11 protein-coding genes are annotated in these 21,704 nt (G+C 75.4%); 6 read left to right on the top strand and 5 right to left on the bottom strand.

Annotation, left to right across the window (positions count from 1 at the left end; all coding sequences use genetic code 11):
* Positions 1-86 precede the first annotated feature (86 nt).
* The 4 genes from WME76_RS03785 to WME76_RS03770 all read left to right on the top strand — a co-directional run bounded on the left by WME76_RS03785 (position 87) and on the right by WME76_RS03770 (position 3,792).
* The gene (locus tag WME76_RS03785; RefSeq protein WP_437958851.1) at positions 87-647 is read left to right on the top strand and encodes a hypothetical protein; all 561 of its coding nucleotides are present in this window, start codon (positions 87-89) and stop codon (positions 645-647) included.
* Entirely contained in the window at positions 637-1,536 is a 900-nt protein-coding gene (locus tag WME76_RS03780; protein WP_437958850.1) for an MlaE family ABC transporter permease, read from the top strand. Before WME76_RS03785 ends, WME76_RS03780 begins: the two co-directional genes overlap by 11 nt.
* A 26-nt stretch (positions 1,537-1,562) precedes the next feature.
* On the top strand, positions 1,563-2,000 hold the full coding sequence (locus WME76_RS03775) for a hypothetical protein (RefSeq protein ID WP_437958849.1): 438 nt from the start codon (positions 1,563-1,565) through the stop codon (positions 1,998-2,000).
* Positions 2,001-2,127: 127 nt separating this feature from the next.
* Positions 2,128-3,792, top strand: a complete 1,665-nt coding sequence (locus WME76_RS03770) for a phytoene desaturase family protein (protein ID WP_437958848.1) — start codon at positions 2,128-2,130, stop codon at positions 3,790-3,792.
* A gap of 19 nt (positions 3,793-3,811) precedes the next feature.
* Here the strand turns inward: WME76_RS03770 and WME76_RS03765 are convergent, their stop codons facing one another.
* The 5 genes from WME76_RS03765 to WME76_RS03745 all read right to left on the bottom strand — a co-directional run bounded on the left by WME76_RS03765 (position 3,812) and on the right by WME76_RS03745 (position 16,354).
* Positions 3,812-4,228 carry a YkgJ family cysteine cluster protein gene (locus WME76_RS03765; protein ID WP_433933364.1) on the bottom strand — a complete coding sequence of 139 codons (417 nt, stop codon included), beginning with the start codon at positions 4,226-4,228 and terminating at the stop codon, positions 3,812-3,814.
* Between the two features lie 164 nt (positions 4,229-4,392).
* Positions 4,393-10,236 (bottom strand): hypothetical protein, encoded by a 5,844-nt coding sequence (locus WME76_RS03760; protein WP_437958847.1) that lies wholly within the window; start codon positions 10,234-10,236, stop codon positions 4,393-4,395.
* Positions 10,233-14,966, bottom strand: coding sequence for a hypothetical protein (locus WME76_RS03755; protein ID WP_437958846.1), 4,734 nt, complete (start codon positions 14,964-14,966; stop codon positions 10,233-10,235). The genes WME76_RS03760 and WME76_RS03755 overlap by 4 nt, the downstream gene beginning before the upstream one ends.
* A 436-nt stretch (positions 14,967-15,402) precedes the next feature.
* Complete coding sequence (locus WME76_RS03750; RefSeq protein WP_061616980.1) at positions 15,403-15,699, bottom strand: polyhydroxyalkanoic acid system family protein; 297 nt, start codon at positions 15,697-15,699, stop codon at positions 15,403-15,405.
* Positions 15,700-15,754: 55 nt separating this feature from the next.
* Entirely contained in the window at positions 15,755-16,354 is a 600-nt protein-coding gene (locus WME76_RS03745) for a peptidyl-prolyl cis-trans isomerase (protein ID WP_437958845.1), read from the bottom strand.
* Between the two features lie 385 nt (positions 16,355-16,739).
* On the opposite strand from WME76_RS03745, the gene WME76_RS03740 reads away from it, so the two are divergent.
* Together WME76_RS03740 and WME76_RS03735 are read left to right on the top strand one after the other, a co-directional pair.
* The gene (locus tag WME76_RS03740; protein ID WP_437958844.1) at positions 16,740-21,095 is read left to right on the top strand and encodes a tetratricopeptide repeat protein; all 4,356 of its coding nucleotides are present in this window, start codon (positions 16,740-16,742) and stop codon (positions 21,093-21,095) included.
* Between the two features lie 84 nt (positions 21,096-21,179).
* A complete protein-coding gene (locus WME76_RS03735) occupies positions 21,180-21,668 on the top strand; it encodes an N-acetyltransferase family protein (protein WP_437958843.1) in 489 nt (162 codons plus the stop codon).
* Positions 21,669-21,704 lie beyond the last annotated feature (36 nt).

Here is a 21,704-nt window from a genome sequence, read left to right as displayed (position 1 = left end):
GAGCGATCCGGAGGACCGCGCCGGAACGGCCAGGGCGCTCGCGGTTCGCCCATGATGCAAAAGCGTGATAGCGTCGGCCCGCAGCGATGCGACGACCCCTCCGAAGGCGCCCCACCGCCGCCGGCCCTGCGACCGCGACAGCGGCCCCCGGGGCCATGCTCCTCGCGCTCGCGCTCGCGCTCGCCGGCTGCGGAGGCCCGTCGTTCGACGGGACGATCTACCGCGGCCCGGACGTGGCGTTCCGCGTGCCGCCGGCGCCGGCGAGCTGGCGGCAGATCTCGGTGTCGGACGCGGCGGTGGCGTACCGCGACGACGCGAACGGGGCGACGATCGCGCTGAACGGGCGCTGCAAGAACGAGGAGGACGTCCCGCTCATCTCGCTCACCAACCACCTGTTCCTGCACTTCACCGAGCGCGAGGTGCTGAAGCAGGAGGTCGTCCCGTTCGACGGGCGCGAGGCGCTGCACACCGTGATCTCGGCGAAGCTCGACGGGGTGCCGAAGGTGTTCGACGTCTGGGTGCTCAAGAAGAACGGGTGCGTGTACGACATGCTCCTCATTGCAGATCCCGCCCGCTACGCCGCGGGCGAACCTGCGTTCACGCGGATGGTCCGCGGCTTCTCGACCCTGCCCGCCGATGACGACTGAGCCCAAACGGACCACGGAGGCGCCGCCCTCCTCGATCAACCCGGCTCCCTCCAGCGTGGGCCCGAGCAGCCTGCCGCCGAACAGCCTGGCTCCGCCGCCCCTCCCTCCCCTGCTGGCCAAGATCAACGATACGGCCGTCGGGTTCGTGGAGCACCTCGGGCAGTTCGGGCGGATGACCTGGGGGGCGATCAAGGCCATCTTCGATCGGCCGCTCGAGATCCGCTCGACCATCTATCAGATGGAATCGCTGGGCGTACGCTCGGCCGCCATCGCGTCCGTGACGGCGCTGTTCGTCGGGATGGTCATGGCGGTCCAGTTCGCCATCGGCCTCCAGAAGTTCGGCGGCATGGAGTACACGGGGCGCATCATCGGCCTGTCCTTCTCGCGCGAGCTCGCGCCGACGCTGACGGCCGTCATCGTCGGCGGCCGCATCGGCGCCGGCATCGCGGCCGAGGTCGGGTCGATGGCCGTCACCGAGCAGATCGACGCCATCCGGGCCCTCGGCGCCAACCCGCTGAAGAAGCTCGTGCTGCCCCGGCTCCTCGCGAGCATCGTGGTGATGCCCGTGCTCGGCGCGTTCGCGCTCGTGATGGGCTTCGGCGGCGCGATGCTGATCTCCGCGACCGAGTTCGGCATCCCCGCCGGCTTCTTCCTGAGGACGGCGCTCAGCTCCGTCACGTTCATGGATTACTTCAGCGGGATGTACAAGACGCCCGTCTTCGGGGCGATCATCGCGCTCGTCGGGTGCCACTTCGGGCTGATCACGCGGGGTGGGACCGAGGGCGTCGGCCACTCGACGACCCGCACGGTCGTGGTGACGTCGATCACCATCCTGATCGCCGACTTCTTCCTCACGAAGATGGCCATCATGTTCTTCCCGAGCCGCTGATCGCGGCCGGTCCGGAGGGCGCTCCCATGCCGCCGCCGACATCGCAGCGCCGACCGGGCCGGATGCTCGTGGCCGCGCTCCTCGCCGGGACCGCGGCGTGCCAGGGCGACGCGGGGAGCCAGGGCGCGGGGACGCCGAGCAGCGATGCGGGCGCGGCGCTCGCGGCAGAAGGCACGCCCGCGCCGCGGCGACCGACGCGGTACTACCACCTGCGGCGGACGGACGACGGGTGCGAGCTGTTCTGGATCGACGGCGACCTCGTCTCGGCCTCCCAGGCGATCGTGTGCCCGCCCGACCTCCAGGTGGGCGAGCGCGTCCGCCTGACGGGCAAGACGTGCATGCGCGAGTCGGCGCAGACGCCCGCGCGCGCCGTGCCGGTCGTGTGCCCGCTGCCGCTCATGAACATGGAGAAGGCAGACAGGACGCCGCCGGACGCCGGGGCGCCGACGGACGGCGGCAAGTGAGCTGAACCGCGGGCGCAGCTGGACAGGAGTCCTGGCGGCGCGGGGGATGGATGCCATGGCGCGCAGCCGGGATCCTCCCCGGAGCATCGGAGTCCCAGGGGGACGCAGGATGCACGCGGATACCGTCGTGATCGGATCAGGCCCCGGCGGGCTCACCGCCGCGCTCGCGCTCGCGCGTGCGGGGCAGAAGGTGATCGTCGTCGAGCAACATTACCTCCCCGGGGGGTGGACCCACAGCTTCTCGCTGAATGGATATCTGTTCAGCCCGGGCGTGCACTACATCGGCGAGCTGGGGCCCGGAGGCGCCGTGAGGCGGCTCTACGAGGGGCTCGGCCTCTCGCGAGATCTGGAGTTCTGCGAGCTCAACCCGGACGGGCTCGATCACCTGATCATCGGCGACGAGCGGTTCGACGTGCCGAAGGGGTTCGAGCGGCTGCTCGCCCGGCTCACGGCGCGGTTCCCCCACGAGGCCGCGGGGCTGGAGAGGTACTTCCGCGTCGTCCGCGGGCTGAGCGGCGACCTCGCGCGGCTCGACACGATGCTCGAGTTCCCGAAGGCGCTGCTCCTGCCGTTCAAGGCGCCGAACCTCGTGCGCTGGGGGCTCCGCACCCAGGAGGACCTGCTGGACGCGACGATCCGCGATCCGCTGCTGCGCGCGATCCTGGCCGCGCAGGGGGGCGACCACGGCCTCGCGCCGTCGCGCGTGGCGCTGCCGATCCACGCGAGCATCGTTTGCCATTATCTCAACGGTGGGTATTACCCGCGCGGCGGCGCCAAGCGCATCCCGCTCGCGATGGTCAGGGCGCTGCGGCGGCTCGGGGGGCAGGTCCGGATGCGCGCGCGGGTGAGGCGCATCCTCGTCGAGCGGGGGCGCGCGGCGGGCGTGGAGCTGGAAGGCGGCGAGATCCTCCGGGCGGCGAGCGTCGTCTCGAACGCGGACCCGGCGATCACCTACGGGGAGCTGCTCCCGCCGGAGCTGACCGCCCGAGAGCGCCGCAAGATCCGGCGGATGGAGTACTCCACCAGCCTGCTCAGCGTGTTCTGCGCCGTCGACATGGACCTCAGGGGCATGGGCTACGACTCAGGCAACTACTGGTGGTACCGCGGTAAGGACGTGGGCCGGATCTACGAGCGGATGGAGTACCAGCTCCCGCGCGGCGAGGTGGACGGCCTGTTCCTGACCATCACGACGCTGAAGGACCCGGGCCACCCGACGCGGGGAGATCACCACACGGTCGAGATGTTCACGTTCGTGCCCCACGGCCCCTTCACGCGCTGGAAGGAGACGCGCACGGGCGAGCGGGGGGCAGACTACGAGGCGCTGAAGGAGTCGCTCGGAGATCAGGTGATCGCCGCGGCGGAGAACATCATCCCCGGCATCTCCCGCGCGATCGTGTTTCGCTCGGTGGCGACGCCGCTGACGAACGACTTCTACTGCGCCTCGCACCGGGGCGCCGCCTACGGCACCGCCAAGACGCCGTGGCAGCTCGGGCCGCTGTCGTTCTCGATCGGGACGAGGATCCCGGGGCTGTACCAGTGCGGCGCGAGCACCCTGAGCCACGGGGTGGCCGGCGCCTCGATCTCTGGCCTGATGGCGGCGCAGCGGATCACGGGCGTGGCGCGCATGGACGATCTGCTCGGCCCGGCGGACGGGTCGCTGCGGGTCTACCCCGCCGACCGGCCGGAAGAGTGGCTGCACGAGCGAGCGACGGCGGGCGTCGCGGCGCAAGCGGACGTAACGGACATGGCCGACATGGCCGACGTGGCCGACGAGCTCAACGAGATGGCGTGAAGCCCGCGTCCTGAACGAGCTAGCCCGCCGGCGTCCTCGAGCGGAACGTGATCTGCACGAGCGGCATCACGTTGGGGTCGTCCTGCGTCTCCCGTTCGAACTGGAGCATGTCGTAGTAGCCGCACCGCGGCCTGCCGGGGTAATCGCGGCAGACCTCGGGGCGCGCCTCGTAGATCGTGCAGCCGCGCGTCGTGAGGTCGAGGAAACGGCAAACACGGCCGAGCAGCGGATCGGACTGCCGCCGGAGGATGCGCTCGTCGTTGTAGCGCTTCGTGAAGCGCTTCTCGGCGGCCTCGACCGTGAGGCCGAAATAGCGGGCGAGCCGCCGCAGGTCGCGGGGCGTCACCTCGACCCGCTCGTAGATGGAGCAGCAGTAGGCCGGGCACTTCGAGCAGTCGTAGGAGACGCGGCGCTTGGCCTTGAGGGTCGTGGTCATGGGTCGTGAGGAGTGGACAGCCGACGCTGGATGAGAGCGGCGAAGCGCTCGCTGGCGGGCGGCGGAGCATACGCGGCCAAGCGAGCCCCCGCGACGGCGAAGTGATCGCGAGACGCGCGCTCAACATAGCGCGACGGCGCCCGACGAGGAGCGCCCGCGCCGCGTCACTCGTTGAACCCGAGATGCTCCCGCGCCTCGGCCAGGCCGTCGCTCACGGCGAAGACGATGAGGTCGCGCGCCTCCGCGTTGCGCCCGATCCAGGTGATGCGGTCCTTGCCCGCGGCGGGCGGGGCGTTCGCGTGGCCGCCCGCCCAGGCGATGCCCGTGAGCGCAATGTTGAGATCGCCCACCGCGAGGAAGGCGGCTCGGTTGCCCCAGCCGTTGATCGCCGTGTTGAGGGTCGAGGCGCGGTTGCCGATCGAGCCGATGACGTCCGCGGCGAGGATGCCCAGCTTCGGATCCGCGCCGCCCGACATCGCGCGATCGATGCGGCCCTGGTACTCGCGGAGGCGCCCGGCGTCCGCGCCCTGCGGCGACCACGACGGGGAGAAGGCCTTCAGGTAGGCCGCGAGCAGCGGCCAGAGATCGATCGGCGCCGTCCGCGAGAAGGCCGAGGCGTTGGTCTGGAGGATCTTGACCGCGCGGTGGATGAGGAAGAGCCGGACGTCCTCGCGCGGCGAGGTGACGAGCGACTGGCCGAGGACGATCCTGGGCGGGCTCGTGGACGCCGGCACGCAGACGGCGCCGAGCGCGGCCGTCATGTAGACCTGCAGGTTGGGGAGGCCGTACGCCGCCCCGACGCCGCGGGCCAGGTCGGTGATGTCGGCGTGCTGCGGCGGCAGCGGCGTCGCGCGGATCGAGTCGAGATCGAACGCCACCGCGGTGTCGAGCAGCGGGCCCGTCTTCAGCAGGAGCTCGCGGAACGCCGGGGTCATGAGCTCCGGCGCGAGGTGGGCGTCGAGGCGGGCGGCGCCGGCGGCGTTGCCCGCGCCGCCCATCGCGGCGTCGCGGCCGTCGAGCGCGGCGACCGTCGCGCGCGCGATCCGCGACGCGCCGGCGCGGCCGCGGAGCTCGGCGACCGTGGCGACCGTCGAGAACAGGTACGGCTCGAAGCGGCCGGTGTTGAGCGCGCGCCGCGCGTCGGCGAGGGCGCGGTCGAGCAGGACGTTCGCCGCGGCGGTCTGCTCGGTGCGCTGGTAGAAGCGGGCCAGCGCGCCGAGCGCGAAGTCGTCCTTCGGCCACGTCTTGCGCGCGGTGAGCAGCGTGGCCTCGGCCTTCTTCATCTCGCCCATCGACTCGTGGATCTCGGCGAGCTCCGCGGTGCGGCGGCACTTCAGCTCGGGCGCCTCCGCGGCGTTGATGAGGAGGTTCTGCTGCTCCAGCGCGCGGGCGCCGTCGCCGGCGCGCTTGTAGAGCGCGACGAGGCGCTCGCGCGCGCCCACGTCGCCCGGCGCGCGCTTCAGGATCTCCTGGTACGCGAGCTCGGCGCGCTCGGCGTTCGGGAGGTGCTCGTCGTAGAGCTCGCCGAGGCGGAGGTAGATCGCGGCCTGCTTCTCGGGATCGGGGACGAGGCGCGCGAGGCGGATCCACGCCTGCTCGGCGCCGGTCCAGTCGCCCTCGCCGGCGCAGACGTCGGCGAACGCGGACAGGGCCTCCACGTGGTCGGGGTTCGCGTCGAGCGCGGCGGCGAGCGCCCGCTTGGCGGCGGCCGCGTCGCCCACGTCGGCGAGCGCCCGGCCGCGGAGGACCTCCATCTCGACGCGCTCCGTCGGATCGGTCACCGCGTCGAGGCGGCGCTCGAGCAGCGCGGCCAGCTCGGCGCGCGCGCCCTCGGCGACGTAGATCGCCTTGAGCCGCGAGAAGACGTCGGCGTACGACGGGTCGACCGTGGCGACCGCCTCGAGGACGTCGCGGGCCCGCGCGGCGTTCTGGACCTTGTCCTGCCAGAGCACGGCCGCGGCGTAGAGCGAGTGCGCGCGCCCCTCGGAGCCGACGCTGGCGCCCGCCGCGGACTCGAGCGCCGCGGCGGCGGCCGCCGCGTCGCCGCCGCGCTCGAGCGCGTCGGCGAGATCGAGGTGCGCGACGAGGTAGTGCGGGACGAGCGTGATCGCGTGCCGGAAGAAGGCGACGGCGTCCTCGATCGAGCCGGCGAGGAGGGCGTCCTTGGCGGCGCGCACCGACAGGGCGGCGGCCTCGGACGGGCGATCGGTGCGCTCGATGAGCTGGCGCTCCGCCTCGATCGCGAGGGCGTGATCCGCCTTCGCGCGGGCGTGGGCGGCCATCTGGCGCAGCGCCCAGATGCCCCGCGGCTCGTTCCGGTACGCGATCTGGACCGGCTCGAACGTCTCCTCCCACGGGAGCACGCGCATCCGCAGCCGCGCCGACAGGAGCGCGTGCGCGATCGCCTCCGGGCCGTCGAGGACGCGCGCGACCTCGAGGGCGATCGGCTCGAGCTCCTCGTCGCGCCCCTCGCCGATGAGGTAGGAGGCGACCTTGCGGAGCGTCGGGAGGTGGTGCGGCGTCTCCTCGAGGATCGAGCGGCGCCAGAGCAGCGCGCTGCCGGCGTCCCTGCGCCCGAGCTCGTCGAGCTCCGCGAGCCGCTCGTAGATCTCGAGGCGCTCGGCGACGTCCGTCGCCTCGCGGGCGCGCGGGATCAGCGCGTCGACGAGCTCGCCGGTGCCGTGGCCGGCGGCGGCGGCGCGGTGGAGGGCGATCGGCGCCAGCGCCTCGTCGCCCGCGGTGATCGCCTGGCGGGCGCACGCGGCGGCCTGGCCGAGATCGCCGGCGCGCTCGTACTCGAGGGCGGCCTCGAGCGCGAGGCGGGCGGCCTCGATGCCGGCCGCGGCGATGTCGTCGCCGCCGGCGTGGAGCGCGCGCATCAGCTCGGTCGCGCGCTCGGCGCGCCAGGCGGCGCGGTCGGCCGGGGGCTCCGGCGCGAGCCGCTCGAAGAGCTCGCGCAGGCCGATGTCCTGCGGGCGCGAGCGGTGCGCCGACTCGAGGAGCGACGCGGCCGACGCGGGATCCGCCTCGGCGACGAGGAGCGCCTCGCGGACGAGGTCGTGGGACCGCTCCAGCGGATCGGCCGCGCTCTCGCGGCGGGTCCTGAGCCACTCGAGGAGGCCGTCGCGATCGACGCGGGCGCGCGCGCTGCGCTCGCCGAGGTGGAGCGCGACGGGGAGCTTCGCGTCGATCTGCGCGGCGCGCGAGAGCAGGCGCTCGCCCTCCTCGTTGTCGCCGCCGTCGAGCAGGCGGATCGCGGCCTCGGTGACGAGCACCGCGGCCCGCGGGCCCTCCTCGAGCGTGAGCGCGTGCTCCGCGAGGATGCGCGCCGCGCCGACGCCGCTCTCCTGCGCGGCGCGGGCGCGCGCGGCGCCCTCGTGCTGCGGATCCGCGGCGCGGGCGCGATCGAGGTCGCTCATCGCGGCGCGCTGGTCCCCCGCGAGCTCGGCGATGACGGCGGCGGCGAGCGCGCTGTCGCGATCGGACGCGACCTCGCGGAGCGCGGCCACGCTCCTGGCGACGCGGGCGCCCCGGTCGCCGTCGAGGTCGAGCTCGAGCGCGAGGGCGCGGAAGAGCGGGCTCTCGGGCGCGTTGTCGCCGTAGGTGAGCACCGCGCGGGAGAAGGCGTCGCTCGCGTCGATGCCCTCGGAGGCGATCGCCTCGCGCGAGAGCGCGCGGCCGAGGATCGCGGCGGCGCGGGCGCTCGCGCCGCCGATGGCGCGCACGCCCCTCGACGCGGGGGCGCCGTCCGCGAGCGCCCCGTCGGCCGCGGCGCTCGGGTCGCTCAGGGCGGCGCTCGCGGCGGCGCAGAGCGGCGCGAACTCGGGATCGCCGGCGAGGGCGTCGAGCCACGGCTCGATCTCGCCGGCGGATCCGCCGGCGAGCGCCGAGAGGACGACGTGATCGGCCGGCGAGAACGCGCCGCCGGCGCCGCCGTCCTCGAGCGTGGCGCCGCGGGCCGCGGCGGCGTCGCCGAGCTCGATCGCCTGGGCGGCGAGGGCGCGGCGCGCCTGGCCGCCGTGGGAGCCCGACGTGACGCTGCGGAGCGCGGCGAGCGCCGCCGGGCGGGTCTCCGTGCGCGCGGCGCCCAGCGCCGCGGTGAGCCATGCGACCGCGGGCGCGAGCGAGGTGTCCCCCAGCGGCTCGAGGCTCGCGAGGCCCTCGGCGAGATCGCCGGCGCGCAGCAGGGCGCGGGCGCGGAGCAGCGCCTCGTACGGGGTGGCCGGCGCGGTGCGGGCGCGGCGCGGCGCGCCTCGGTGCGCGGCGACCTGGGCGCACGCCGCGGCGAGCGGAGCGAGCTCGGGCGCGTCGGGGAGGCGGAACTTGGCGAGGGTGGCGGAGGCCGCCGCGTCCGTGTCCGGCGCCGCGAGCGCCTCGCAGAAGCGCTGCACGTGCGCGCGCGGGTCGACGGGGTGGATCCGGGCCGCGAGCTCCAGGCGCTTGTGCGCGCCCTCGGGGTCGGCGAGCGAGATGCGGGAGAGCTCGGCGCCGAGCACCAGGTTGTGGCAGCGCGCGGCCGGCGTGCCGAGGATGCGGGTCTCGGCCTCGAGCGCGTCGAGCGCGCCGGGCAGATCCCCCTCGCGCATCAGGAGCCCGCGGTGCTGCCGGTGCGCGAAGACGAGGCCCGGGGAGAGGTCGCGCGCCTCGGCGGCGACGGCGCGGGCGGTCGCGTCCTCGCCGGCCATCACGTAGAGCTCGGCGACCGGCAGGAGGGCGCGCGACCTGGCCGTCGGGTCCTCGATGAGCTCGGCCTCGGCGCGGAGCCACGCGGCGCGCGCCGCCCAGACGTCGCGCTGCTGCGACTGGACGAGGATCGCGCTCGCGTCCTGCTCGCCGGGGAACACGGACGCGGGCGGCGGGATGGAGGGCAGCGGCGGCAGGCTCTCGGGCTCGCGTGCAGGCGCGACCGAGCGCGGCGGCTCGAACGCCGCGCGGAACGACGGCCGCCGGTCCGCGACGCGCGTCTTCGCGAGATCGTCGTCGGCGTCGGCGTCGACCTGCCCGTGGATCAGGCTCGACTCGTCGACGAGCTCGCCGGGATCGCTCTCGATCGCGGCCTTGTCCCAGAGGTCGGCGGGGGCAGACGGCTCGCCGGCGTACGGCCGGGTCGTCGGCCCGGGCTCGTCGAGGGCCTTGGTCTCCTCGTCGTCGAAGCCCGTCGTGTCCTCGTCCTCGATGCCGGCCGCGAGATCGTCCTCGAAGCCCCTCGTCGGCGCGGGGCGCCTGCTGCTGACGACGCTGGGCGGCGCGAACTCGAACGGGGGATCGCCGCCGTCGGGGATCGGCGTCGCGCGGTCGCCCGGCTCGGCGGTGTCCTCGTCGTGCACGGGCTCCGATCGCCTGGACGGCGGAGGCAGCGGCGGCGGCGCGACGGCGGCGGACGGCGGCCGCGGCGCCGTGAACCGCGCGGACGCGGCGGGCGGCGGGACCCTCGGCGTGCGATCGCTGGGCGTGAGATCGCCGCCGAGCGACGCCTTCACGTCGCCCGGCCTGCCCGAGCGGGGTGGGACCGCGGGGCGGGGCAGCGACGCGGGGCGCGGCGGCGCGGACGACGTCGGCCGCGGCGGCGTGGGCGTCGACACGGGCGGACGCGGCGGCGCGGGCGGCGCGGGCGGCGGCGCGGCGTTGCGGCGCGCGCCGGTCAGCGCGGGCGCCGAGGTCACGACGCCGTCGTCGGCGTCGTCCACGCGCTGGTCCTCGAAGAGCATGTCGATCAGCGCGTCGCTCTCTCCGGCGCTCTGCGGGGGCCGCGCGGGCACCGGCACCGGCTCGCGGGAGAAGAGCTGCTTCAGGCCGCCCTCGCCGACGCGCTCCCCCTCCTCGGCGGCGCGGATCGATTTGATGAGCTCGTCGGGGATCTTGGCGAGGAGCGTGGCCTCCTCGACGTCGCCCTCGGACACCGCCGCGCCGTACATCGCCGGCGGCGGTACGGTGATCTTCTCCTGCGACGGGGTGCCCTCCTCGCCGCCGTTGCCAGAGGAGCTCTTGGATTGCGGATTCTTGCTCACCGGACCCCCATCCCGAGCTTCTTCCGGAGCTCGAGGTAGCTCTGCGACAGGACGAACGCGACGAGCTGGCGCGCCCGCTCGCTCTCGGCGACGACGCCGCCGAGCTGCTCGCGCGGGGTACCGAGGATGTCCGAGAGCACCAGCGAGACGTCGCCGGCGGCGATGACGGCCATGCGATCGATGCTCCTGCGGGCAGCCTGCGCCCAGCGGTGCGGGTCCTGCTGGCTCGAGACGATGCGCTGGCACACCTCGGCGATGACCTTCCGGGTCGCGCGCGACATCTCCCTGTGGATGGCCCGCGAGACCTCGCCGAAGACGGCGTAGGGCGGGTGCGGGACCGCGAGGCCCGACTCGATGCAGGCGGCCGCGACGAGCGAGGCGACGGTGTTGTCGTCCCGGGTCCTGAGCGACGTGATGCCCCGGCGCAGCGCGAACGCCTCGCGCGCGATCGCCGAGCGCGAGGCGGCGTCGAGCGGCGTCGTGATCTCGGGGCCGAGCACGAGCGCGGGGAGCTGGCCATAGACGCCGGTGGCGCCGCGCGGGCTCGGGCCGCCGACGTAGAGCTCGAAGTCGGTCTCGAAGCTCAGCGCGCCCATCCACTCGGCGACCGCGACGCGCAGCGGATGACCGCCGCGCGAGTCGATGCGGTCCTTCTTGCCCACGCCGAGCGACACGAGCGAGGGGCCGAGCGCCATGGTGATCGTCTCGGCCATCTTCGCGAACAGCTCGCCGACCGGCCCGGTGTCGAGGGGATCGGCGATCTCGGCCATGGCCTTGGCGTCGAGGGCGATCTGCGGGCGCGCCGGGACGCGGGCGTCGATCTTCCTGAGCTCCGCGCTGATCCCCTCGTCGACCCGGCCGAGCGCGACGAGCGCGCCCAGCGTGGCCTGCCGGAGCGCCGCGTCCTGGCCGGCGCCCGCGATCTTCGCGAGGAGCGCGACCCGGTCGGCGTCGATCGGGTCGGACGCGAGCGCGTGGATCAGCGTCGACTTGGCGCGGCCGAGCACGCGGGTGCGGAACGCGGGCTCGTAGTCCGTCGTGAGGACGAGATCGATCGCCTCGCCGTCGTCCGGCGCCTCCTCGAGGAGCTTCGCGGCCGCCTTCTCGGCGCGGCGCGGGGCGCGGAGCTGGTCGCGGTAGATCGCCATCGCGAGCCGCGCCGCCTCGACGCGGCCGGCGGGGGTGTCGCGCTCGACCATGAGCTCCTCGAGCAGGCGCGTGGCCTCGTCCCAGGAGCCGACCCGGGCGGCGACCCGGACGAGGCGCTCGCGGACGGGGAGCGTCGACAGGCCGGCCCGGTGCAGGCCGACCAGCACCTCGAGCGCCCTGTCGTGTTCGCCCAGCTTCTCGTACGCGTCGACCGCGGTGATGCCGGACATGAGGCGCTGCTCCCCCGGCGCCTTCGCGACACGCGAGAGCTCGGCGTAGAAGGCCGCCGCCTGGCCGAGATCGCCCTGCGCCTTGGAGATGTCGGCCGAGAGCGCCAGCGCGCCGATGTGGTCCGGCTCGAGCAGCGTCACGTTCTCGAGCGCGGCGAGCGCCTCGTCGAGCTTGCCCTTCTTGCGGAGCACGCGCGCGCGCTCCCAGAACAGCTTGCAGATCTCGAGGTCGCTCTCCGCCACGCCGAGCCGCCGCTCGATGATGTCGAGCAGGCGGTCGTCCTCGTTGCGCGCGCGGACCCGGCGGAACAGCCGATCGAAGGCGACGCCGCGCCGCGGGTCGCGCCCGAAGGCGCGATCGAACGCGATCTCCGCGTCGTCGTGGGCGTCGGTGTGCTCGAGGAGCAGGAGCCCGGCGCTCTCCCAGAACTCCGCGCCGCGCGCGTCGTCCTTGCAGAGCGCGCCGAGCTGCGCCGCGGCGAGCGCCGTCGACACGGGGTCGCGGAGCGCCTCCGACGTGGCGCGGACGCCCTCCCAGGCGGCGATGTCGTCGGGCCGCCGCTCGACCACGGTGCGGAACGCGGCGAGCGCCCGCTCGTGATCGCCGGCGGCGAAGTCCGACCAGCCCGCGAGGCCGAGCGCGGTGAGCTGCGCGTCCTCGCCGAGCGCGTCGCCGAGCCCGTGCAGCGCCGCCGCGCGGCGCCGCGGATCGCAGCCGGGGAGCGCGAGCTCGAGGTTGGCGAGCTGCGCCGGCGCGTGCTCGCCCGAGAGGAACGGCCGCGGCAGGTTCGGCTGGTCGAGCGCGCCGACGATCGCGGCCGAGGCCTCCATCGCGGCGCGGGCCTCGCCCTCCAGGTGCCGCGCGAGGGCGCTGCGCGCGGCGACCTCCGCCTCGCGGTCCTCGGCGCCGAGCGCCGCGCCGAGCCACTCGAGGTCGGCGTGCGGGCTCGGGTCGGCCGCGGCCCACGCGGCGGCGCGCGCCGCGGTGCGCGCGCGGTCCTGGTCGAGGGTGCGCGTGAGGCGGAAGCGCTCGGCGTGCGCGATGGACGCGGCGCCGTCGCCCCGCTCCTCGATGTAGTCGAGCGCGCGCTCGACGGCGCTCCGCTGCTCGAGGGCGGGCTGCCAGAGGAGCCTCCCGAGCGCGGCCGCCAGGGCGAGATCGTCGCTCGCCTGCGACTCCAGCGCCTCGAGCGTCGCGAGCGCCTCGTCCGGGTCGCCGCCCTCGGCGGCGCCGACCTCGAGGCCGAACCGCGAGAGCGCGAGCGCCGCGGGGTCCTCGCCCGCCTCGCCCGCGACCTCGAGGGCGCGGCGCCGGCTCTGGAGGTCGTTCGCCTCGTGGCCGCGGAGCGCCCAGGTGAGCATCGTCGCGCCCGCCCGCGCCGCCTTGCCGCGCGCCGCCTCGAGCTCGTCGACAGCGCGGCCGCGCTCGCCGGCGCGCCAGAGCAGGATGCCCGCCTCGATGTGCAGCGCCGCGGAGAGATCGGCGTCGTCGATCGCCGCGGCGCAGGTCGAGAGCGTGGCGGCCGCGGAGGCGGGGCTGCCGGCGCGCCGGTCCAGCTCGGCCAGGAACACCGCGACGACCTGGTCGTCCGCGGAGCGCTCGAAGAGCGCGCGGAGCCGGGTGCGCGCGCGATCCAGCTCGCCGTCGCGGGCGCTGCGCAGGGCCGCGACGAGCCAGAGCCCGCGCGCGGTGTCCTCGCCCTCGACCTCGGCGAGCGCCTCGATCACCGTCGGCGAGCGCCGCGGGGCGGCGCCGACCTCGTCGCCGGGCTCGCGCCGGCTGCGCACGAGGTCGACGGCGAAGGCGCCGAGCGCCCTCCCGAGCCACGCGTTCGGGGCGGCGCCGTCGTCCGCGCCGGCGGCGGCGAGCTCGGCGAAGGCGCCCTCGGCGCCGTCCGCGTCGCCCCGGAGCAGGCGGCTCCGGCCGATCTCGAACCACAGGCTCGCCTTCTCCGCCGGGTCGACGCCGGTCGAGAGCAGCCGCTTCGTCGACTCCTCGTACCAGGCCGCGTCGCCGCGCAGCGCCGCGAACGACCGCCCGAAGCGCGCGAGCACGCCCGGGTGGACGCCGGCCATGCCGGCCTGCGACAGCGCCGCCTTCGCCGCGCCGACGTCGTCGGTCCGCACCGCCCAGACGTACGCCGCGAGGAGCAGCGCGCGCCCGCGCGCCTCGTCGCTGCCGTACGACGCCGCGGTCGCCTCGAGCGACGCGGCGAACGCGGACGGATCCTGGCCGTCGCCGAGCAGGTCGATCTCCAGCGCGCGCGCCGGGATGCACTGCGGGTCGGCCGCGAGCGCGCTCCGGAGCGCCGCGAGCGCGGCCTCGCGATCGCTCGCGAGCGCCGCCGCCTCGGCGATGCGCAGCCACAGCGCCGCGGCGCCGGGCCCGCTCGCGCCGCGCGCGATCTCCTGCTTCGCCAGGCCGGCGGCGGCCTCCGCCTCGCCGGCGGCCTCGAGCGCGGCGATGCGCGCCCGCCCGAGCAGCGCCGACTGGGGCAGCCGCTCGGCGGCGCGCTCGAGGAGCGACGCGAAGCCGCCCGTCCCCGCGCGCTGCGTCAGCTCGGCGGCGCGGAGCCACGCGTCGGCCGCGTACTCCGGCCTGCGCATGTGGCGCGGGACGCCGTTGGCCTCGCCGCTCGCCTCGTCGTCGAGCGCGTCGGCGATGAGCTCGGCCTGCCCCTCGAGGGCGCGCGCGAGCGCGCCGAGGTCCTCCTCGCGGCGCGCGATGGCCTCGAGGGCGAGCTGCGACCTGAAGCGCGCCCGGCCCTCGAGCGCCGCGGCCGCGTCGAGCAGCTCGTAGGCGCGCTCGACGTTCTCGGTCGCCGCGGCGAGGTCGGCGAGCTCGATGAAGAGCAGCCCCTTCCACGTCGGGTCGGTCGCGAGCTCGGCGCGGGCCTCGATCGCGCGCATCCGGCCGGCGAGGTCGCCCTCCTTGGCCGCGATGAGCTCGAGCTCGAGCCACGGCGTCGCGTCCTCCGGGTTGCTGAGCGCCGCCTCCTCGAGCGCCTCCTTGGCCGCCGAGAGGTTCTGCTCGTGGTCCTGGAGGTACGCGGCGCGCTCCCAGAACGCGCGCGCCCGCTCCTCGGGCGTGGCCGCGGCGCGCGTGAGCGCGTCGAGCAGCTTGCCGAGGTTCTTGATCGATTTGCGCCGCGTGAGGATGCGGACGAGCGCCTCGAGCGGCTCGCGGAACTGCGGATCCGCGTTGAACGCAGCGAGGTAGTCGCGCGCCGCCGTGGGCTCCTCGCCGAGCGCCTCCTCGAGCGCGCCGAGCTCATGCAGCAGCAGCGCCTGGAGCTGTCGCTCCGGTTGGTCGCCTTGCTCCGCGCGAAGACGCGCGATCAGGGCCGTCATGCTTTCCACCTGCCCTTCGGGTGCCTGAACCGTCATCTCGCCTGCGACGCCTCCGAAGGGGGTCTCATCTGTGCGCAACGCATGACGATGGCGGAGAGTAGCGAACCGAAGCGCGCGGAGTAAAGCGCGCCGGGCAGGGGGTGGGCTCGGGCAGCGCCATGCGGCGCTCGCGCGCCCGCGGTCGAGGCGCGGCCGGCGCGCGCGCGGAGCGCGCTTCCTCGGAACCTTCGGAAGACGAGGAACGCGGTGCGCTGCCGCGCGCAGGTGCGCGAGGCGATCGAGGTGGAGGTCGCTCGCTGGCGAGCGGAGGGCGTCGAGATGAGGAGGAGGGAGCGCGGGACGACGGTGCGCGGCGAGCGGCCAGGCGGCTCGCCGCCGAGGCGCCGGTCCATCGAGGCGCCCGGCGCGCCCGGGACGCTGAGGCCGGCTGTCCTCGCTAGGCTTTGCCGAGGACGGCCTCGAGCTTCTCGTTGACCTTCGACTCGATCGTGCCCTTCATCGCCTTCAACAGGAACGGGAGATCGATCTCGACCTGCACCGCCGACGCCTCGACGCGCACGAGGCCCTTCGTTCCCTTGGCGGCGCCGCCCGGGGCCTCGAAGCGGATGAGATCGCCATCCCATCGCCACTGGAGGCCGAGCTTGTCCTCCATGCCCCGCGCGAGCACCTCCGCGCGCTGCCGGGCCTCTTCCTTGGTGAGCGAGTGCTGCCGGCGGATGTCGATCGTCGCCATACGGTATCTCCCCTCGTTCGCGCCTGCGGCGACGCGCCGCGCGCGGTACGCTTTCTTACTCGATCCGCCGCGTGATCCAAAAGCCGCGCGGCGTGTCGACCGGGCCGCTCACCCCCCCCTTGGGGAGGCTGAAGAGCTCGTACTCGGGCGCGGGCTCGAGCACGCCGCGCGGGATGAAGCCGAGGTCGTCGGTCGATCCCTTGTCGCCCTTGTCGACGGCGGCCTTGAAGTCCGTCTTGGCGACCTCGGCGAGCTCCCTGGCGAGCGCCAGCGCGGCGTCCTTCGACCGCGCGTTCGGCGTCGCGCCCTGCGCGCCGCGGTACTGGACCAGCACAACGCCGAAGCGCACCTTCTTCGGGGCCTCGGTGGGCAGGCCGGGCGGAGCCTCTCCCGAGAGGAGCGTGATGCCCGCGTCGGATCGCGCCGCCTGCTCCGGACCGCTCCCCGGGGCGCCCTCGACGCCGGCGTCGGTGCCTGCGTCGCCGTCGTCCGCCGCCGTCGGCGCCGTCGCCATGGGCGAGCCGGCGTCGACGCTCGCGCCGGCGTCGGCGGGCGCGCTGGCCGCCCCGCGGCCCTTGGGGCCGCTCTGCGCGATGACGAACGCCACGGCGCCCGCGAAGAAGAGCGTGTAGATGACCGCCGTCGACCGCTGCATGGGCGGCAGCGCGTTAGCACAGGTGGAGGACGCTTGGCGAGGCCGCGTTGTCGGCACGCCCCGCGTCGCCGGCCCCTCGCGCCCCCTCCGGCGCCCTCTGGTCGCGGCCGTCTCGCCGCCGCTGGCGTTCCGGCTCTGCTCCGGGCGTAGGGCGCGCGGCCTGCCGCGCGACGCGGAGCGAGGTGAGGACGAGGCGCGCGCGGGATCCGCGCGGGACGCGGACGCCGGGGCCGATTTGAGGAGGGCCCGTAGAAGAGGCGATCCAAGGACCACAAGCCCTGCTAGTAAGGAGAGCGGATGTCGGGGCATCCCGGCCTGTCGCAGGCCGAACGAGCGTGACGGGGCCTGCGGAGGCAGTCGCAGCGCCCGCATCGGGTCGGGGAGCATGATCAAGGTCGAGTGCGACGGATGTAAATCGCCGTACCAGGTCGACGAGAAGCGCGTTCCCCCAGCGGGGCTCAAAATGCGCTGTCCGAAGTGCGGCACGAGCCTGCTGGTAACGAAGGGGGGCGCTGCGCCCGCGGCGACACCTGCGCCGACGCCCGCGCCTGCGCCGCCGCCCACGCCCGCGCCGCGGGCTGGCGCGGGGGGCCTTCAGCTCTCGGAGCGGAGCGCACCGGCGATGCACGACGACGCCGATCTGCCCGTGGCAGCGCCGGAGGACGTCGCGTTCCCCGCGGTCGCGCCGCCCCGGCGCCCCGGGCCAGCGCCGGTGCCGACCCCGCCGCGCCGCGGGGCGCAGACGGCGCCCGCCGCGCCGGCGCCGATCGCCGCCGCAGCGCCCGCGCCGCGCGCCGAGCCGCCGGGACCGGAGGTCTTCGGCGAGATCGGCCTGCCCGACGTGCCGGATCGCCCGGCGCCCTCCGATCGCCGCAACGCCAAGACGGTGCCGCAGCGCCGCGGCTTCGGCGAGATCGACCTGATGGTCGAGCTCCCGAGCCCGGCGGACGTCGAGGCGCAAGGGCTCGACCCCGACGACCTGCCGGTCGTGTACGGCAACATGCCCGCCGCGCCGGCGCCGCTCCCGGCGCGATCGCGCGCGGAGTCGCGCACCGCCCCGGCGACGCCCACGGCGTTCGCCGACACCGATCTGCCAGCGCGGGTCGATCCGCTTCCCCCGAGCAGCCGGCGGACGCTCGGGTTCGGCCCGCGCGACTCGGCGTTCGGCGCGCGCGACTCGGCGCCCGGCTCCCGCGACCCGGCGTTCGGCGCGCGCGACTCGGCGCCCGGCTCCCGCGACCCGGCGTTCGGCGCGCGCGACTCGGCGCCCGGCGCGCGCGACTCGGGTCCCGGCGGCCGCGCCGGGGCCGCCACGCAGCCGCTCGGCCGCGGGCGCACCCGCGGCATGGGAGAGGCCGCGCCCCCGCGCGTGGCGCCGGAGTACGACTTCGGAGACCTCGACGACGACGTGCCCCCGGCTCCGCCGGCGCGCTCCAGCAGCGGCTCGATGTCGTTCGGCTTCGGTGAGCTCGAGCTGCCCCTCGAGGGCGACAGCGACCCCGAGCTGCCCTCGCCGGCGTCGGGCGATCTGCCGATCGTCTCCGGCGATCTTCCCAGCTCGGTCCCGGGCGTCATCGGCATGCCCGCGCCGTTCCCGGGCGCGGGCCTGCCCGTGCCGGCCTCCGCGCCGCTCCCGTCGCCGGTCCGCGCCGGGCTCCCGGCCCCGACCGCGGCAGGCCTCCCCGCCCCCGCATCCGCGGGCTTCCCCGCCACGGCGCCCGTGGGCTACCCCGTCGCCGCGTCCGCGGGCTTCCCCGCCACGGCGCCCGCAGGCTACCCCGCGCCGGCCACCGCGGGCTTCCCCGCCCATGCGCCCGTCGGCGTCCCCGCGAAGGCCACCGGCCCCGCGCTTCCCACGAAGGCCACCGGACCCGGCTTGCCCGCCGGACCGGGCACCATCGTCGGCGCCGAGCTCTTCGATGAGGCCCCGCCGGACTACGACGACTCGCGCGTCGGCGCCGCGTTCCAGGCGCCCGGGCCGCGCCCGCTCCCGCCGACGGCGCCCGAGCCCCCCAGCGGCGGCGGGATGCCGCCGGCGGACTTCGGCGACGAGATCGCGCTCGGCGAGAGCGTCGCGAGCCTCCCCACGGGCGCCGCGCCCGCCGCGTACGATCCGTCCGACCGCTCCGCGAACTTCACGCAGACCCCGGTGGACGACGACGATCGCGGCATCGAGCTCAGCGAGCCGCACCCCAGCGTCGGCGACGAGGTCGATCTCACGGGCGCCGGCACGGAGATCGGCGACCTGAGCGCCGGGCCGGAGGCGCAGGTCGAGAAGGCCGCGCCCGCCCAGGAAGCCCCGCAGCAGAAGACGAAGATCAAGCGCTACGTCGTCGCGGCCCTCGCCGTCGCCGCCGTCGGCGGCGGCGCGCTCGCGCTCGTGCCGGACGTCGGCGCCTTCGGCGTGAACCTGATCAGCGACCGGCTCAACGCCTCCGCGCACGAGGCCGCGCTCGCCGACCTGAGGAAGCGCACCCAGGCCGCCCTCGCCCAGGACACCGCCTCGGCCGCGAACGGCGCGCTGAACGACGCGAAGACCGTGCGCGGCGGCGCGCCGCGACACCGGGCGACCATGGCCTACGCCGGGTACGTCGCCTTCGCGCGCAGCGTCCGCTTCGGGCACCGGACCGTCGACGACGCCTTCGGCAAGGAGATGGTCGCGCTCGCGAGCTCCGAGCCGAGCGACCTGCTCGCGCTGGCGGTCGCGGCGCAGGACGCGGCCACCGGCCAGCTCCCGCGCGCGCGAGAGGGCGCGCAGGCGCTCGGCGCCCGGCTCAAGGACGACATCGACGTCGCCGTCCTCGCCGCCGAGCTCGAGCTCCTCGCGAACGACGCGCCCAGGGCCGTCGCGGCGTGGCAGCGCGCGAACGATCTCCAGAAGAGCGCGCGCACGCTGTTCGGCCTGGCGCGGGCGCAGCGCCTCGCGGGCGACGCCGCGGCCGCCGAGGCGAGCGCCAGGGCCGCGCTGGAGGCCTCGCCGAACCACGTCGGGGCCCGCACCCTGATCGCGTCGCTCCTCTGGCAGACGCCGGCGCGCGAGCAGGAGGCGCTCGATCTGCTGGGCAAGGTCACGGGCGACGGCCCGGTGCGGGCCGCCGCGAGCGACCCCGAGATCGTCGAGGCGTACACGCTGCTCGGCACCGTCCACCTCACGAAGTCCCGCATGAGCGCGGCCGAGCAGGCGTTCGCCGCCGCGGTGAAGATCGATCCGCAGGCGGTGCGCGCGCTGATCGGCAACGGCGAGGTCCTCTACCGGTCGGGCCGCTACTCCGAGGCGCAGGCGCGCTTCGAGGCCGCGGCCCGCGCCGACGCGCAGAAGCTCGCCGCGCACATCGGCAAGGCGAAGACGTGGCTGGCCCAGGAGCGCATGAAGGAGGCGAAGGACCTCCTCAAGGGGCTGCAGAAGACGCACGCGGCGGACCCGCAGGTCGCCTACTGGCTCGGGCGCACCGAGCTCGCGCTCGGCAACAAGAAGGAAGCGGAGCAGGCGTACCTCGACGCCGTGAAGTCGAGCGAGAACCGCCCCGAGGTCGTCGACGCCTACGTCGCGCTGGCCTCGCTGCTCTCGAGCCTGGGCCGCAACGAGGAGGCGGCGGCGAGGCTGTCGGAGGCGACCGCGAAGTTCCCGGACCTGCCCGCGCTCCACAAGGCCAAGGCCGAGGTCGCGCTCCAGACCGGGAGGTACGACGAGGCGCGGCAGGAGCTCGAGCTGGCGCTCGCCAAGGAGGACGATCTCGGCAGCCAGTTCAAGCTGGGCGAGGCCTACCGCCGCCTGCGCCGCTTCGACGACGCGGCGAGGGTCTTCGACAAGGTCACGGCGGCCGACAAGGACTACCCGGGCCTCGCCCTGGAGCGCGGGCTCCTGTTCGAGGAGACGGGCCAGAGCGAGCGCGCGCTGGAGATGTACGCGGACGCGCTCCGCAAGGCGCCGAACGACATCGATCTGAAGCTGCGCGTCGGCTCGACGCAGGTCATGGCGGGCCACGCGAGCCAGGCCGAGCCGATGCTGCGCGACGTGCTCAAGGATCGCCCGAACTCCGCCGAGGCTCACCACTTCCTCGGCCGCGCGCTCCTCGTGCGCGGCACGAACATGGCCGAGGCGCTGCGCTTGCTGGAGCGCGCAGCGGAGCTCGACCCGAACCGCGCGGAGTACCACCTCTACGTCGGCTGGGGCGCCAACGAGACGGGCCAGACGGCGCGCGCGGAGGTGGCGTTGCGGCGCGCGCTGGAGCTCGACGCGGAGCTCGGCGACGCGTACTGGCAGCGCGGCGTCCTCCTGCAGAAGCAGGGGGCGAGCCGCGACGCGCTGGCGGATCTGCAGATCGCGCTGGAGAAGCGGCCGTCCCGCTACGAGGCCTACGCCACGATGGCGCTCTGCTACCAGGACCAGGGCAACTGGGCGGCCGCGGAGGAGGCCTGGCGCAAGGCGATCGCGTCGAACGACAAGGTCCCCGAGTGGCACTACCGCCTCGGCAAGATCTACGCGTCGCGCGGCAACCGCGCCGGGGCCGCGGCCGAGCTGGAGCAGGCGGTCGCCCTCGGCGAGGCGCCGGAGCGCTCGGCGCCCCCGTGGCTGTTCGACGCGCACTTCCTCCTGGCCGAGGCGCTCCGCGCGACGAACGACCGCGAGAAGGCGATCCGCCACTACCAGCGCTTCCTGGAGACGGCGCCGACCGACAACGCTTACCGGCGGGACGCGCAGCAGGCGCTGGAGAGCCTCGGGGCGGGCAAGGGGCGGTGAGCGCCGAGGCCGAGCGCTGAGCGCAGAGGTCCATCGCGGAGCGCCGCGGCCGGGCGAGCGGCGTTCGCTCGGCTATCCTGGCGGATGCCCCCCACCCTCAAGGCCCGCCCGGCGGAGCGCGCCGACATGCCCGCGGTGGCGCGCTTCGCGGCGCAGCTCGTCCGCCTGCACCACGCCCTGGATCCGCACCGCTTCCTGTGCCTGGAGCCGATCGAGCCCGGGTACGAGCGGTGGCTCACCAGCGAGCTCGCCAACCCCGACGCGGCGATCGTCGTCGCCGAGCGGGGCGGCGCCGAGCCGGCGCTGGTCGGCTACGCCTACGGGCGCCGGGAGCCGCGCGACTGGAACAGCCTGCTCGACGCGTGCGGCGTGCTCCACGACGTCTACGTGGCCGAGCCTGCGCGCCGGCTCGGCGCGGGCGCCGTCCTGCTCGACGCCGTGATCGCGCGCCTCCGGGCCCTCGGGGCGCCGCGCGTCGTGCTCCACACCGCGACGCAGAACGCCGCCGCGCAGCGCCTGTTCGAGCGGTTCGGCTTCCGCCGCACGATGATCGAGATGACGCGCGAGCTCTGATCGGCGCACCTCGTGCCCGCCGGTCGCTGGCCCCCT

Origin of the sequence: Sorangium sp. So ce119, from assembly GCF_051524405.1 — a bacterium.
GTDB lineage: Bacteria > Myxococcota_A > Polyangia > Polyangiales > Polyangiaceae > Sorangium > Sorangium cellulosum_G.
The sequence above is the reverse complement of the archived record's forward strand: the minus strand, read 5'-3'. Positions and strand labels throughout refer to the sequence as shown.